The organism is Hominimerdicola alba 8 (assembly GCF_000178155.2).
GTDB lineage: Bacteria > Bacillota > Clostridia > Oscillospirales > Ruminococcaceae > Hominimerdicola > Hominimerdicola alba_C.
In genome coordinates this window covers 1-14647 of sequence record NZ_ADKM02000123.1, presented here as the reverse complement: position 1 = coordinate 14647, position 14647 = coordinate 1, and the positions used below count along the sequence as shown (strand labels likewise).

Sequence of the window (14647 nt, the reverse complement as noted above, 5' to 3'; positions counted from 1 at the left end):
GTATACCACATGAGAAAAAATTTAGGTGTTCAGCCCGCACTTTTCCCGATGCCTGTCGTGATAGTCGCGGCATACGGCGCTGACGGCAGTATATGCGCAATGAATGCGGCATGGGCACAGATCTGCGACAGCGATAAGATAGCGCTTTTCATCGATGCCGATCACAAGACCACAAAGAACATCATGGAAACAAAGGCTTTCACCGTTAACATTGCAGATGTCCCCAATATGGAAACGGCAGATTTCTTCGGCATAGCTACAGGCAACAAGATGCCCGATAAATTCGAGCGTTCGGGCTGTCACGCGCAGAAAAGTGAGTTCGTTGATGCACCTATCATCACCGAATACCCCGTCACCATCGAATGTGAACTTGCAGAAGAGATAAACACACCCAACATGCACGCGATAGTCGGCAGGATAGTCAATGTCAGCGCAGTTGAGAACGTTGTGGGCGACAAAGACAAGATACTCCCCGAAAAGGTCAACGCGCTTATCTTCGACCAGTACCGAAGCGGATATTTCGCAGTGGGCGAAAAAGTCGGTCAGGCATGGAATGCGGGCGCAGGACTTATGAAAAAATAATGTGGTTATCCCGCTGACACATCAAAATTAACTATGTTATATCGGGAAAGATAACATCAACTCAGTATTTACTCGTTAAAAAGTATTCTGGGGTGGTGTGCTAAAGGGATAGTCATATAAAATAACACATTATACCAAACGCGCAGACTTATCACAGCCTGCGCGTTTTTTGTGCTTTTATATAGCGAAAATATGCGTCTTTTCGGGCAGGACGTTCATCGCCATGCCGCGTCAATATACCCGTTCGACAATTCGCATTTTGCTGAAAAATGGGTTTTCGCGCAATGGTGTGCCGTCAGATAGAAACACAGTTAAAGCGGCATTCTTTAGCCCGTATCAGACATTTTTCATTGACGAACGTGCATCATTCCACCTGTTTGCCCAGAAACATTGCCGCCGCTTTGCATAACATGGCTTGGTCGTCCGTAACAGAACGGCTGTCGTTTCCGCCAAGAAATGCTACCGCACCCGTTATATCACCGCCCGAAATTATGGGCGATACAGCCAGCGCACGCGCATCTATCCCCTCAACAGGGCGGAAATTCTCTCCACCCCCGTGATATTCGTAAGAACGTCTGCTTTCCAGCATCTCTTCCATAGCCCGTGACAAGCGCCGCTGTGTGTATTCTTTCTTCGGTACTCCCGATACTGCCACCACATGGTCTTTGTCAAATATCACCGCAGGCGCTCCCCCCAGCTTTGAAATGACTTCCGCCGCCTGCAAAGCACCGTCAGATAATTCGTTTATAGGCGAGTATTTCTTGAATATCACTTCACCGTCAGAGTCGGTGTATATCTCCAGCGGGTCGCCCTCCCGTATCCTCATGGTGCGGCGTATCTCTTTAGGAATGACGACCCTGCCGAGATCGTCAATGCGCCTGACTATCCCTGTTGCTTTCATTTTGTTTCCTCCGTTATTTAGATTTGTGGGAATAGTTTGCGCGGATTTTGTAAAATTATTCGGTTCAGATGTTTTTTAGTATCATGCTCAATTTCCCGGCAGTATATTGAAGAATCAGTCGATGGATTCAGTAATTTTCATTATAGCAATCCGCCTTAAAATTCAGACAAAATCCAGTCACAAAATCCATAGATCCGAGCTTTTGCGACTGGATTTTGTGAATTTAAATAGTTGGATTGCTATAGACTGTTTTTTCAACTGTCTTAGCGTTGTATTCTGTGATAGACATATACACGTGAAAATTGGCTGTTTTAATCATTGACCGCCTTGCCGCTTGCCATAAGAATATTGCTTTTGACCCCCGATGTTTTATTGTTTACAGATATCTGGTACTTTGATATCCATCTGTTATCAGGATTATGTGCAAAGTCTGCATATGAACTTTTCTGCTGTTTACACGGTCAAAACACTTGATCATAAAATGATGCAGCCCGTCTTTTTCATATATGCGGCACTCGTTCATTTCGATACCAAGATCTGATGCTTGATAAAAATTCAACCTTTTGCAGTGACGCAGCCAAGAATAAATATTTCTCAGACATAAACAAAGCGAACTGTCATTTCAAGTTCGGCAACTCGCTCTTTTTCATTGTATATTTTTGATCGTCCCAACCTGCCATATTACAGAAGAATCTTTTATAACTTTATACTGACAGTATCATCATCAGAACCTATCACAAGCATAGCGCCGTCTGCAATATTGCTGACAGCATACCATTCGGCATTTTCTGAGGCTATAGTATGATTTGGAACTGATATATCACTGTTGTCGGATATACGATATTTAAGGGTATATTCACCGTCACTGTCAATATAAATTAACAGATCAGGGAACATATCATTTCTTTTTTTGCTGACATAGCAAACACATCTGATACCGCCAATATTTTCTTCTTTGCGCGTATAGCCCGATATATCATTCTCACAGGAAAGATCATCCAGAATGCTTTCGTTGCATTTTTCCAGCATGGTATCATTCTTCTGCGTATTTGGGTAAGGCTCTTTGAAAGAAACAAAAAAACCTGACAGAATGCAGAATATAATAAAACATATAAAGAATACCTTTACCGGCTCTATCAGCTTTTTATTGCCGACACTGTTCTTTATTCCAACTTTTACGCGTTCCGACAGATAATGCTTATAGAATGCCATATATATCAGTACGACAAAAAAAGCAAGAACTGCCGATATACCTAGAAGCGAGAGCAGTGCATATGACATTTTCATTTCCATCACCTATATCCCTAAAAATTCCTTGAAAATATAATAATATGTGCGTGTCACATCGACCACAGCGCCATTTTGCATTGTTATTATGAACTTCCTGGTTAATGCGGGCTTGATGCTTTTTATATGTTCGGTCGATATTATGACCGAGTTGCTGATGCGGATAAACACTTCTGGGTCAAGCATATTAGAAAGTGTTTTTAATCTTTCATTTATCCTGTATTCTCCGTCATAGGTATATGCTATAACTTCGTGGGAAAAACTCTCGATATGCGAAATGTCAGAGGTCTTGATACGGTAGATCACATCGCCTTTTTTGCCAATAAGATAGTTTATGCTGGTATTACGCTCACTGAGGATAAGGTCGGACTTTTCACTTATGCCTATACCCGCTTTCAGGAGCGTTTCAGCGATCTCATCATAGCGTTCCGCCGATACAATCAGCTTGACTTTCACATAATCACTTCCTTATTTATCGCTTCCATAATTATAGCACATCATTATTTGGGTGTCAATGCGTTCTGAAGTCTATATTATGCAAAGTACGCGCCTATATATGCAAGTTGTGAAAAAACCATTGTATTTCAGGCTGTAAATAGCTATAATTATATCATAAAAGGAGGAGGCTATTATAATGGATAACTCGATAAAGATAAGCAATATCAATAAAAAATATGGAAACAAGGAAATACTGAAAGATATATCCTTTGAAGCTCACGCAGGCAGGATAACCGCATTTTTAGGACCAAACGGCGCAGGAAAAAGCACCACGCTAAGGATACTTCTCGGACTTGACAAAGCCGATAGCGGAACAGCACTTATAGGCGGCAAAGGCTACGCACAATTACAAAGACCTCTCACACGGACAGGTGCTTCCTTTGATGGTGTAGGTTCGCCAAATGACAGGACTGTGTATCAGCATCTGCGCATAATATCCGTCAGCAACGGCATCAGAAAAAGCAGGATAAAGGAAGTCATGGAAATAACGGGCATATCCCACAAAGCATCTTCAAAAGTAGGTGACCTTTCACTGGGCGAGGGACAACGGCTTGGTATTGCAGCGGCACTTATGGGTGATCCACAGTTCATGATATTCGATGAACCCACAAACGGTCTTGATCCTGCGGGCATACGCTGGTTCAGAAAATTCATCAAGGAACAGGCAAAATCAGGCAAGACAGTTCTGCTTTCATCTCATATGCTTTCAGAAGTGGAGGCTGTTACAAATGATGTCGTGATAATAGATCATGGACATATCGTCACTAAGGGGGATCTTTCCGATGTGACAAGGGATATCTCTTCGCTTGAAGAACTGTTCTTCAGCCTGACGGAAGAGGTGAACCACTGATGAAGTTTATAAAAAATGACCTTTACAGCGAACTGCTGAAACTCAGCTGTACAAAAGTTTGCAGGATAGTAACCCTGCTAGTCATAGCCGTGCAGAGCCTTATATCATATGTATCAGCACGGCAGATACTTTCGGTGGGACTGCACGCTGTACCCACCGAAACAAATGGTCTGCTTGAACCTATGCCGCCTATCGAGTATATGGGATTTGATGTGATCATGTTTGCGACCATACCGATGATAGTAATGGGGGCTTTGTTCGGCGCACTGGAATTCAAACAACACTGCATGAGAACGACTTTGCTATACTTCGGCAGCAAGAGCAGACTGTTCTGGTCAAAAACACTTGCAGTAACGCTAACTGCATTTGCTGTTTCACTGGTATCGTCCGTTCTAACCATAACTGTGACACATCTCACCTTCGGTGCAGATGGACTGACACCTCCTGTATTCAACTCTACGGTGTGGAAGTTCATCTTGATGTCTGCTGTTTCGCTTACTCTGCTGACCCTGCTTTCATATGCCATAGGCTTTTTGTGCCACACAGCAGTTGTCCCGCTGCTGTTTCTGATCATACAGGCATACAATATAGGTAATATACTGGCGGACAAATTTGAAGTGTGTCGATATCTGCCTGTTGCACTTTGCAACGGCTTGATAGCAAGTTCTGAAAGTTCACTTTCAGGTGTCCCGCTGAAAAATACTGTCGGTCTGCTGATATGGATAGCTATATTTGCCGCTGCAAGTTATGCAGTTTTTGTCAGGACTGATCTACAAGGAGAGTATTAAATGCTGTTACGGTACTTAAAATGTGAACATCAGAAATTTTTGTACGACCGCTGGGCTATTATCATCGCAGCAGGCATAATGATATTCGTGCCTGTGATAGTTCTGACTCTTGAACCGTATATGGGCAGTGCAAGCGGAAATACCGCAGTCAGCAAACTGATACAGGGTTTTTATCTTGGTCAGGCAGGACATACTGTGCTGGCAGCACTTTATTTCGGTCAAGAATACAAACGGTCAACGCTGAGAACAAGTCTGCTGAGCACCCCGAAAAGATGGTTATTTCTGCTATCAAAACTGCTATGTATAATGACATGGATTGTCATTATACTGGTGGTATCGGCTATATTATCCTTTGCAGCAATAAGTATTGCTCTTCCCGAAAACTTATCGGCGGGTGAAGCGTTGAGATATCTGCTGCCTGCTTTTTTGTCAACGGTGGAACTGGCTGCTATCACCTGCGCAGTCGTCATACTCACACGTTCGATGATAGTATCGATGGCTGTCATGGTATCGCTGATACTGGGGCTTGGCAGCATACTTCTGCAATACTGCGGACAGATGAAGTATATCCCCGTCATATCCGCCATGAATGTTTTTTTTGAAGTAAAACTGCCCATATATCCCAATGTGAGCACAGGACTGTCCATACAGGCAATATGGGCGATAGTCCTGCTGTCAGCAGCATTTTTTGCCTTCAGCAAAAGATATGTGCGGTGAGTGAGGTCTTTACTGCGATTTCGTACGTAGATATTGATCAAGATAAAGATGGAGTCTTTTCACTTTATAGACTTCATCTTTTCTTATTTTTAGTTAATATTTCACATGATTATTGTGATTATTTACTAATTTTCTATTTTTCTGCTTTTTCTGATAAAATTCTGATATTTACATAATATAATTATTTCATCCTAAGTTTGAACTACTGTTCAGACTCAGGAAATCATATGATATAAAGTGTTTCTGAGAATTTATATCTGACAGCAGAAGGGAGGCAATATATAATGACATACAACAAGCCTAGCTTTGAGAAGATTTCTTCTTTCAAGGAGAGTACAATGGGTGTTTGGTTCGGTAAGTTCAAGGACATTTTCGGTGGTAAAGCCGTTGTTGAAATCGTAATTTACTATTGATTGCCTAACATTCATTAAGAGGAAGTATGCTCTGCAGCATTTTCAGAAACAAATGCTGCAGAAGCGCTTCTTTTTTAAATTTTTAAAGGATCGACTGTGTTTATACACAGATGAAATAAAGAAATGTGAGGACTGCATAATGCCGCTTAAAGAAATAAAAGACTACACTCTTGGCAGATCCGGAGATAAAAGTCTAATCTTGCTTGGTAATGACGGATATATATTTTGTAACATCGGAAAATACAAAATATACTATCCAGAAAAATATTCTGCAAGTTTAAAAAATGATATTGAGGTGTATGCAGATGGCGAAACGAATACTATTATCACCACCATTCAGAATAAATATATCAACGGCATATTTGCGCTGAAAGATGGCAGTGACTGGTATGTTTTCGGACCTTTTATCGATACTTCTCTTGCGTATTGCGTGACTGACAACGAGATACTATTGAGCGATTCTACATTCACTATAGCATACAGAAAGCATTTTAAAGTGTCTAAAGCAGTTATTTCGGCATATCTTGTCGCGGGTCTTCCATTTGAACCGTTTCAGAATATGTCTTTCTGGGAAGAAATATCAAAGATCAGACCTTTTCATATTTTAAAAATATGTTCAGGGATTATAACCGAATCAAAGCTCACATATAATTTTAATAAAGAAAATGATATTGGACAAATAACAAAACTTCTACGTGATACTATCATCTCGAAAATATTCACTCAAAATGACAGTTTTGAGTCGGTTTCCTGTGATGTTTCAGGCGGTGTTGATTCAGCAAGCATTGCATATATTTTAAATAAGATCACAAGTAACCCAATGATTTTTCATGCTGAGTCAGATGAATCTGCAAACAGCGATACAAAATGGGCACAGTATATCGCTGATGAGCTTCGCTTAAAACTAAATAAACTTCCGTCTATTGACAAAAACAGCACACGTTTTTCTGTTGACAGACACTATATTGGCAACAATATTCCTGATGCTCCTCTACTATGGGGTGATACAGAAGGATATGTTGAGGAAATGCTCCATATGCTAACGGATAAGCAAAACCATCTTCATATAATCGGTATAGGCGGAGATGAATTGTTTGCTTCGATTCCAGCTGTGCCTTGGTCTATAATAAGAGAAGAGGGCATTATAAACAGTATCCCCTTCATTTTGAAATACTGTATATTAAAAAGAAGACCTTTTTTTTGCTGTCTTAGAGATCTCGCAGACAATACTTCGCTGAAAGATGAAGTCAGACATACTATAGAAAACGGATTCAGCGAAAGCAAAAGAAATAGTTTCAGAGAACTCAGCTGGTCGGGAAGCCTTGTACTGCCCCAGTGGCTTTCAATTTCTGCGAAAAGCGATGCAAAAGTTCGGATCAGTTCTATTTATTCTGAAAAATTTCAGGAGTTATCTGAAAACAGATCGGAATATCAGCGATTACAGTCATTGATATTCCAAAAAGAAGTTTTTTCGCAGATAAAGCAAATCGCAGGCGATGATATAGAGTGGTATGCACCATTTCTTGATGCAGAAGTTATAAAAACTGCTTTGAAAATACCTTCAAAATACTGTCTGGATCCTGACAAAACAAAGCCTATGCTATATGAATCACTTAAAGGCATTGTACCTCTTGAAGTCTTTACTCGCGGCGTAAAGGGCGATTATTCTTCAGCATTTTACAATGACTACCGAGCCGCAGCATCTAAGTGGATAGGCAGAACTAAAGATTTTCTACTTTCAAAGATAGGAATAATAGATAGCGAATGTCTTGACAGAGAACTTTCAATGCCCTCATCAAAAACTGATCGTGTAGATAATTTTATGAGATTATGTAATGTAGAAAGATGGCTAAGGCAAGTAAACAAATATATTGAAATAGGAGTTTGATAATGGGATTGTTTAAAAGAAAAGTTGAATTGAAGATTACTGAGCAGGAAAACGGTGCTATAATATTTGATAAGACGCATGGAATATATTTTCAGACAAACAATGTGGGTACTTACATAATACAGCTGTTAAGCAAAGGGAAAAATACTGACGAGATTATTGATGCTGTGGCAGAACAATTCAATATCAGTAAAAATCAGGCACGAACTGATGTTACTGAATTTCTTTTCTCTCTGAAAAAGGCAGGTATAGCCTGATGGATATTCAACTTACACAAGAAAGGTATATCAATGTCGGATTCAGACTAAAACTGACAGCATTCATCGCTGTTATTGTATCTGCACCGCTGCTATTGTTCTCACCTGAAAAGATAGAAAAAATACTGACTGATATAACAAGAAATAAGCCGATTGCATCATTGAAAGAGTCAGAAAACGCAAGAGGTGCAGTATGTTTTGTAAGTAAGAAATGCCGTAATCAGGACAGATGCCTTAAACGTTCAATTGCTGTTACCGTGTTACTTGCTCTAAAAGGTAAGAGAGTAAGCTGGTGTTCAGGATACTGCATGGATCCTTTCAGAGCACACGCATGGGTAGAAGTACACGAAAGACCTGTCGGAGAGCCAAGAGAGGTTGCTGATTTTGTAAAGGTGATAAAGACCCCTGATGATGCTGCTATAAAAAATGGAGATAAAGAAGAAATCAATGAAAACGGTGTGAAAAATGCTGAAAACACTGATACGATCCATGTTAGAATACGAGATATGTTTTCAATTGTTGCTGACAAAAAAACATATTTCATACTTGTCATGATACTTGGCATCATGTCCTCACTGCTTACACTGATACAGCCTGAACTTGTTTCTGATTTGATAAGCAATGTGGGCAGTGGCAATATCAGAGATACTAAATTATATATACTTATAGGTGTAATAATTGTATCTACGATAATAACGACTATACAGTATTACATTCTTCAAATGATAAGCGAGGAAGCAGTTTTTCGCTCACGTAAAGAACTGATAAGTCATATTCTTTGTTTGCCAATATCGAATTACTCAAAATGGCCGTCGGGAGATCTTATCAGCAGAATGACAGGTGATACAGCAAAGCTGAGAGCAGGGCTGATCCAGTCTGCTGTTGCTCTATCGAGCGGTGTGCTTCTTGCCGTAGGTGCATCAATAGGATTGCTACTGAAAGATTTTACACTTTTTCTCGTGACTTTGCTATCCATAGCCGTTTCTTTTGTTCTTATAGCAGTACTTTCAGGAATAATTCAGGGAGCAAGCTACGATGCACAGAGAAGCATGGGAAAACTCAGCGGAAAACTCGGAAACTGCTTACATGGTATAAAGACCATTCGATCAACAAATGAAACTAAAAACGAACTGAGCAAAACCATCTCTGAAGCCGAAAATGTCAAAAATTGCAGTTTAAAACTTGCCAAATACCAAGCTCTTATGACACCTGTATCAAATCTTGGGTTGCAAATCTGTGGGCTTGCGGTTATCGGAATAGGTGGTGTGCGAGTAACAAACGGCTCAATGTCGGTTGCTGACCTGATGTCTTTTGTACTCCTTCTGTATATAGCAATAGCACCTTTTCAGCAGATATTCTCTACTATTTCAACACTTGCTGATTCAGTCGGCGCATTAAAACGTATCAAAGAAATTAATTCACTGCCACTGGAAGATCAATTTGATATTGTCATTGATAATAATAAAAAATATGATAGTGTTAATGCAGTATGTTTCAATAATGTGACGTTTTCATATGCTGAACATGTGCTAGGACAAAAAACAGAAGAGTATGATGAAAACCTGATACTTAGAGATGTATCATTCTCTATAAAAAAAGGTGAATGTGTTGCCATAGTCGGTCCGTCAGGTGCGGGTAAAAGCACAGTTTTGCAGTTGATCGAAAGATTTTATGAGATAAGCAACGGCAGTATATCCATATTTGGCAAGGACTATCACACAATGGCAAGAGAAGAACTAAGAGATAAGATAACATATATAGAACAAAATGCACCGCTGATAAGCGGAACTATATATGATAACCTCAGCTTGGGCAACAAAGATATTACTGAAGAAAAGTGTATCTGTGCACTTGAAAAGGTAAATCTTTCATATCTTATAAACTCACGTTTCAAAGGTTTGTACTCGGTCATTGATGAAAATGCATCTGAATTGTCGGGAGGGGAAAAACAAAGACTTGCTATGGCAAGAGCATTACTGTCAGATTCAGATATTATAATACTTGATGAACTAACTTCAAACCTTGACAGTCTAAACGAGAGAATAATTAAGAATGTGGTCGACGAACTGAGGGGAATCAAAACAATAATAATGGTCGCACACAGGCTCTCAACTACAATGGATGCTGACATTATATATGTGCTTGAACATGGCAGAATAGTTGGCAGCGGCAATCACAGTGAACTTATCAAAACAGTACCGCTGTACTATGAACTTGCTAAAGAACAAATGCTTGTAAAGTAACCTGAAACTTCAAGATCTTGCTATTGCGTATATTCAGAGCAAACAGCACCGCATTTCAAATAGTCAGCCGTAGATCGTGTCTGTGAAATAATAGCTTTTTCGGATACTTTATTAAAGTCTTACCCTTGTGACAAAAACAAAATATAGAAGTTTTCTGACTACTGTCATTAAAAATCTATATGGTTATCCCGCTGACATACTTGGCTTAACAGCGATCAAACATGAAAGAAGGAGACTTCATATTTTGTGTTTTGCAACAAATTAAAATTCAGATACCAAAAACATTATGCGACTAAGAGAATGTGATCTTAGTCGCTTTTTTATACATAGTTTTGCCTATATTCAACGGAAATCGTTTGTATATAACGTTAAAACAAACTTTATAAATATAATATTTTTAAGTTAATTCAATACAAATCTAGATTTGTATTATTGACACTGCTCTATTTAAATGGTATAATTTTTGATATAATCATCGGATATGCTACGTTAGATAAAAAAAATTAATTATAGAAAAGTATTAAAGCAGAAAGGTAATGTTATGTATAGAATTTTAATAATAGATGACGACAAAACGATTACACGTCTGTTAAAAAATGCACTTTCAACCGAAGGTTACGAAATTTACACAGCAAACTCTATCGAAGAGATCAATACTTGTGATTTTTTAGGAATTGATCTTGTTCTTCTAGATGTTATTATGCCGAATAACGGTATAGAAATATGTCGCATGATACGAAATGATATCAAGATCCCGATATTATTCATATCAGCCCAGACCGATGAAGAAAATATTATAAAATGTATAACTGCAGGTGGAGATGATTTTATTTCAAAACCATTCAGTATAAGGGAATTAAGAGCACGGGTAAAAATGCACATTCGCAGAGATGAACGTTATCTAAAAAAGAAAAAAAGCATATTGGTCAACGGACAATCTCTCGAATTATCAGAGTATAAAGTTATAATGAATGATCGTTCTTTATTTCTTACAAAAAAAGAATATCATATAATAAAACTGCTCTCAGATAATCCTGACCGCGTTTTTTCGCCAGAAGAGATATATGAATATGTATATCCGACAAGTACTGAAACTCAGATCAGATCCGTTGCAGAATATATCTATCAGATACGAAAGAAATTTAAAGCTTTTGGTCTAGATCCAATTTTTACGGTATGGGGAGGAGGGTATAGTTGGAAAAAATGCAGTTCAAGAGTCTGATATACAAAGCATTGATACGTACACTGATACAAATCGTGGTGATTTTTATCATACTTCATACTGCATTCTACTATTTTAGTATAAAAATAGATAAGAATCATATTTATGCCGTTTTCTCTTTAGAAAGCGAATTATTGGTATTGTTAATCACCTTTTTGGGAATAGTTATAGTTAATTCATTCCTGCTTTTCAGGTTTATACACGTTGAGATAAAACACTTATTGGATAATTGTAATAATTACCTGCAAATTGATTCAGATCGGCATAAATACTTTTACATTTCGGAAATATCAGAAATCAACGGTTCTTTTAAAAAATACAGAGAAAAGCTATACAGTAAATACAGCAAAGAAATCGAACTTAGAAATCAATTAATGTTCTTGACCTCCATATCTTCACATGATATCAAATCACGCTTAACTGTAACACAAGGAAATATCGATATGTTATATGAGTCAATTTTAAATGAGGAACAGCGTAATTATCTTAAAGATATAAGTTCTGCATTGATCGACTCATCATATTTTATCAATAATCTGATTCAATATCTTAACATACTTTGTTTGCAAAGGTATGATATGAGCGAGTATCCTATACGACAGCTTTTTAACGATATTCAGCAAGATATATTGGTATTTTCGGGAACACATATTTCTGAGCATAATAATATCCCTTATGATACATCAAAAACCGTTAGAATATATATATCTGAGACCTTACGTGCGGTGAATATAGCTGTCAGATGTTTTCAGAAATATACAAACAATAGTGAAATCGATATACGTTCAGAAATATCTCTTGAACGTGACAGTTGCATTTTTACAATAAAAAGTATGGGTGAACCGTTTAAACCTCAGATACTTATTCAGAACAAACGGTCATCTTCGATGGAATGTATCTGTGAAAATACTGCTGATATACGTTTTATAGCACAGATAATGTATGTAAAAAAAGTATTTGAGATGGACGGCGGTTCTGTTGAAATCACAAACATAAATAAACACCCGGTAATAAAATTGTTTTTGCCACTGTTATGATGTCAGTTCTCTGCTCACATACAACACCAATCACTCCAAATTACGAGAACAAGCCGTGTAGCATTCAAACTGCACGGCTTGTTTTATACCTTTAAATGTACCCTCTCCGCAATATCTCTTATTGCATTGTATCTTTTATATATAATATTTAGGCTCTATATATAGTATATTATATTTTATATAAGAATTATAAAATATGGCGTACCGACGTACAAAAGGCTTAACATAGGCGTTTGAGGGTGTCTGATGGGGTGTCTTACACGATGTCTTAACATACAGGCATATTTTATCGCACTGTTTCACAAATCAAAAAAGTCCCCGATAAACTCGGAGACTTTCATTATGATACAAAAAGATATGGCGGTATGCAGGATTTGTCAATAAGCAAAAGAACAAGGGCTGTTTCACACAGCCCCTTATTTTTTACCATTTAGCTGGTATACCGCCCAACAGAGAAGCTTTTTTGTCAAAGTCAGCCCATTTTTCCTCAATAGACATTTTAGTATCTCCTACATTTTGCACAGGCTAAACAGCTGCCTTAAAAGATTCATCTATTGTTCCATCATCTTCAAACTTGGCACCTATCTCTTTCATAGCCTTTTTTAGATTCTCTCGATCCTTATTAATGTGAACTGCATATTTTCACTAACATAGAATTTATCTTTTGCTTTGACATACATATCTTTATTGTACAGATAAAAGGATTTGTAACCAAGTCCCGACAGTGTTCTGATGCCGTCTTTGCAAAGCTTTACACTGAGTTCTTTCTTGCCGTGATGTGCGATCACGACCTCACCTTTTTTATTCATTACTACCATATTTTTCACGCCTTTCTGATTTCAATATCCTTAACTTCTTTCGACTCCGTTGTTAACGTGTGATCATACTACATAATGTACTGCTGATATTGTTTATCCATCTCCAGTGATGTTCTGTACGTTTGGTTTTTTCCGACTCTTCGATAGAAATGCTTTCTTTTATCCGCTCAGAACAAGCTATTTTTGCATCTTTTTCATGCCCCGAGCAGATTATCTTTGTATCATTGCCATTTTTCACGCACTCTATTATCGTGTCACAAACTTTTATCCCTATTTCCCTTACAGAATCGATCAATAATTTTTTGTTTTCATCACTCATATTTTTCACGCCTTTCTGATTTCAATATCCTTAACTTCTTTCATTATTCAACTCCGCTGTTAACGTGTGATCATACTACATAATGTACTGCTGATATTGTTTATCCATCTCCAGTGATGTTCTGTACGTTTGGTTTTTTCCGACTCTTCGATAGCAATGCTTTCTTTTATCCGCTCAGAACAAGCTATTTTTGCATCTTTTTCATGCTCCGAACAGATTATCTTTGTATCATTGCCATTTTTCACGCATTCTATTATCGTGTCACAAACTTTTATCCCCATTTCTTTCACCTCATTTATTATTATTTTTTCGATTTTGTCGTTCATCATGTTTTATCCCTCCGTTTTTTGCTGAGTTCTTCGACTACGTCTATTAAGATCTTTTCTACTACACCGATTACTATGATCGCTATTGTCTTTTTCATGATCTATCCCTCCTATTTTTTACCAAGTTCTTTAATTATGTCTATCAGGGTATTTTCTACTACACCGATTACTATGATCGCTATTTTCTTTTTCATGATCTATCCCTCCTATTTTTTACCAAGCTCTTTAATTATGTCTATCAGGGTATTTGCTACTGCACCGATTACTATGATCGCTATTTTCTTTTTCATGATTTATCCCTCCGTTTAACTATTAACTATTGACTTTTCTGCTTATATTATATATACTTTTAAGGGAAGACTAAATCGGATTTTCGATCAAACTTTTTTTAGAAGTTCTTTGTGTATCTTCCTTTATACTATATATACACTCTCGGGAAGATCCGATCGGATTTTCGATCAAACTTTTTTTAGAAGTTCTTTGTGTATCTTCCTTTATATT

At 37.9% G+C, this 14647-nt stretch carries 16 protein-coding genes; 10 read left to right on the top strand and 6 right to left on the bottom strand.

What is annotated here, in order from left to right; genetic code table 11:
* The first annotated feature begins 9 nt into the window (after positions 1-9).
* The gene (locus CUS_RS15310; RefSeq protein ID WP_002852465.1) at positions 10-582 is read left to right on the top strand and encodes a flavin reductase family protein; all 573 of its coding nucleotides are present in this window, start codon (positions 10-12) and stop codon (positions 580-582) included.
* Positions 583-946: 364 nt separating this feature from the next.
* On the opposite strand, the gene CUS_RS15305 is transcribed toward CUS_RS15310, so the two are convergent.
* The 3 genes from CUS_RS15305 to CUS_RS15295 form a co-directional block, all read right to left on the bottom strand.
* Positions 947-1483 (bottom strand): stage V sporulation T C-terminal domain-containing protein, encoded by a 537-nt coding sequence (locus CUS_RS15305; RefSeq protein WP_002852413.1) that lies wholly within the window; start codon positions 1481-1483, stop codon positions 947-949.
* Between the two features lie 696 nt (positions 1484-2179).
* Positions 2180-2770: a hypothetical protein gene (locus CUS_RS15300; protein WP_002852513.1), complete on the bottom strand. Its 591-nt coding sequence runs from the start codon at positions 2768-2770 to the stop codon at positions 2180-2182.
* Positions 2771-2779: 9 nt separating this feature from the next.
* The gene (locus CUS_RS15295) at positions 2780-3226 is read right to left on the bottom strand and encodes a LytR/AlgR family response regulator transcription factor (RefSeq protein ID WP_002852382.1); all 447 of its coding nucleotides are present in this window, start codon (positions 3224-3226) and stop codon (positions 2780-2782) included.
* A gap of 178 nt (positions 3227-3404) precedes the next feature.
* On the opposite strand from CUS_RS15295, the gene CUS_RS15290 reads away from it, so the two are divergent.
* From CUS_RS15290 to CUS_RS15255, 9 genes are all read left to right on the top strand, one after another.
* On the top strand, positions 3405-4118 hold the full coding sequence (locus tag CUS_RS15290) for an ABC transporter ATP-binding protein (RefSeq protein ID WP_002852379.1): 714 nt from the start codon (positions 3405-3407) through the stop codon (positions 4116-4118).
* On the top strand, positions 4118-4906 hold the full coding sequence (locus CUS_RS15285) for an ABC transporter permease (protein ID WP_002852431.1): 789 nt from the start codon (positions 4118-4120) through the stop codon (positions 4904-4906). Before CUS_RS15290 ends, CUS_RS15285 begins: the two co-directional genes overlap by 1 nt.
* Complete coding sequence (locus tag CUS_RS15280; RefSeq protein WP_002852405.1) at positions 4907-5623, top strand: ABC transporter permease; 717 nt, start codon at positions 4907-4909, stop codon at positions 5621-5623.
* Between the two features lie 284 nt (positions 5624-5907).
* Positions 5908-6036 (top strand): putative RiPP precursor, encoded by a 129-nt coding sequence (locus CUS_RS20690; protein ID WP_157769543.1) that lies wholly within the window; start codon positions 5908-5910, stop codon positions 6034-6036.
* A gap of 139 nt (positions 6037-6175) precedes the next feature.
* Complete coding sequence (locus tag CUS_RS15275) at positions 6176-7924, top strand: asparagine synthase C-terminal domain-containing protein (RefSeq protein WP_002852507.1); 1749 nt, start codon at positions 6176-6178, stop codon at positions 7922-7924.
* A 2-nt stretch (positions 7925-7926) separates the two neighbouring features.
* Positions 7927-8181: a PqqD family protein gene (locus CUS_RS15270; RefSeq protein ID WP_002852509.1), complete on the top strand. Its 255-nt coding sequence runs from the start codon at positions 7927-7929 to the stop codon at positions 8179-8181.
* Positions 8181-10424 (top strand): lasso peptide biosynthesis B2 protein, encoded by a 2244-nt coding sequence (locus CUS_RS15265; RefSeq protein WP_002852467.1) that lies wholly within the window; start codon positions 8181-8183, stop codon positions 10422-10424. The genes CUS_RS15270 and CUS_RS15265 overlap by 1 nt, the downstream gene beginning before the upstream one ends.
* A 541-nt stretch (positions 10425-10965) precedes the next feature.
* On the top strand, positions 10966-11646 hold the full coding sequence (locus CUS_RS15260) for a response regulator transcription factor (protein WP_002852503.1): 681 nt from the start codon (positions 10966-10968) through the stop codon (positions 11644-11646).
* Complete coding sequence (locus tag CUS_RS15255; protein ID WP_002852515.1) at positions 11619-12683, top strand: HAMP domain-containing histidine kinase; 1065 nt, start codon at positions 11619-11621, stop codon at positions 12681-12683. Before CUS_RS15260 ends, CUS_RS15255 begins: the two co-directional genes overlap by 28 nt.
* Before the next feature lie 602 nt (positions 12684-13285).
* Here the strand turns inward: CUS_RS15255 and CUS_RS15250 are convergent.
* The 3 genes from CUS_RS15250 to CUS_RS15240 are packed head-to-tail and all read right to left on the bottom strand — an operon-like array spanning position 13286 to position 14149.
* On the bottom strand, positions 13286-13501 hold the full coding sequence (locus tag CUS_RS15250) for a hypothetical protein (protein ID WP_002852429.1): 216 nt from the start codon (positions 13499-13501) through the stop codon (positions 13286-13288).
* Positions 13502-13553: 52 nt separating this feature from the next.
* Positions 13554-13820, bottom strand: coding sequence for a hypothetical protein (locus CUS_RS15245; RefSeq protein WP_002852556.1), 267 nt, complete (start codon positions 13818-13820; stop codon positions 13554-13556).
* 59 nt (positions 13821-13879) lie between these two features.
* On the bottom strand, positions 13880-14149 hold the full coding sequence (locus CUS_RS15240) for a hypothetical protein (RefSeq protein WP_002852549.1): 270 nt from the start codon (positions 14147-14149) through the stop codon (positions 13880-13882).
* Between the last annotated feature and the right edge of the window lie 498 nt (positions 14150-14647).

Bases quoted from the DNA above. Each gene is read 5' to 3' on its own strand.
- CUS_RS15300 (WP_002852513.1), bottom strand. From the start codon at position 2,770: ATGAAAATGTCATATGCACTGCTCTCGCTTCTAGGTATATCGGCAGTT.
- CUS_RS15245 (WP_002852556.1), bottom strand. From the start codon at position 13,820: ATGAGTGATGAAAACAAAAAATTATTGATCGATTCTGTAAGGGAAATA.
- CUS_RS15290 (WP_002852379.1), top strand. From the start codon at position 3,405: ATGGATAACTCGATAAAGATAAGCAATATCAATAAAAAATATGGAAAC.
- CUS_RS15305 (WP_002852413.1), bottom strand. From the start codon at position 1,483: ATGAAAGCAACAGGGATAGTCAGGCGCATTGACGATCTCGGCAGGGTC.
- CUS_RS15270 (WP_002852509.1), top strand. From the start codon at position 7,927: ATGGGATTGTTTAAAAGAAAAGTTGAATTGAAGATTACTGAGCAGGAA.
- CUS_RS15310 (WP_002852465.1), top strand. From the start codon at position 10: ATGAGAAAAAATTTAGGTGTTCAGCCCGCACTTTTCCCGATGCCTGTC.
- CUS_RS15280 (WP_002852405.1), top strand. From the start codon at position 4,907: ATGCTGTTACGGTACTTAAAATGTGAACATCAGAAATTTTTGTACGAC.
- CUS_RS15240 (WP_002852549.1), bottom strand. From the start codon at position 14,149: ATGATGAACGACAAAATCGAAAAAATAATAATAAATGAGGTGAAAGAA.
- CUS_RS15260 (WP_002852503.1), top strand. From the start codon at position 10,966: ATGTATAGAATTTTAATAATAGATGACGACAAAACGATTACACGTCTG.
- CUS_RS15265 (WP_002852467.1), top strand. From the start codon at position 8,181: ATGGATATTCAACTTACACAAGAAAGGTATATCAATGTCGGATTCAGA.
- CUS_RS15250 (WP_002852429.1), bottom strand. From the start codon at position 13,501: ATGGTAGTAATGAATAAAAAAGGTGAGGTCGTGATCGCACATCACGGC.
- CUS_RS20690 (WP_157769543.1), top strand. From the start codon at position 5,908: ATGACATACAACAAGCCTAGCTTTGAGAAGATTTCTTCTTTCAAGGAG.
- CUS_RS15285 (WP_002852431.1), top strand. From the start codon at position 4,118: ATGAAGTTTATAAAAAATGACCTTTACAGCGAACTGCTGAAACTCAGC.
- CUS_RS15275 (WP_002852507.1), top strand. From the start codon at position 6,176: ATGCCGCTTAAAGAAATAAAAGACTACACTCTTGGCAGATCCGGAGAT.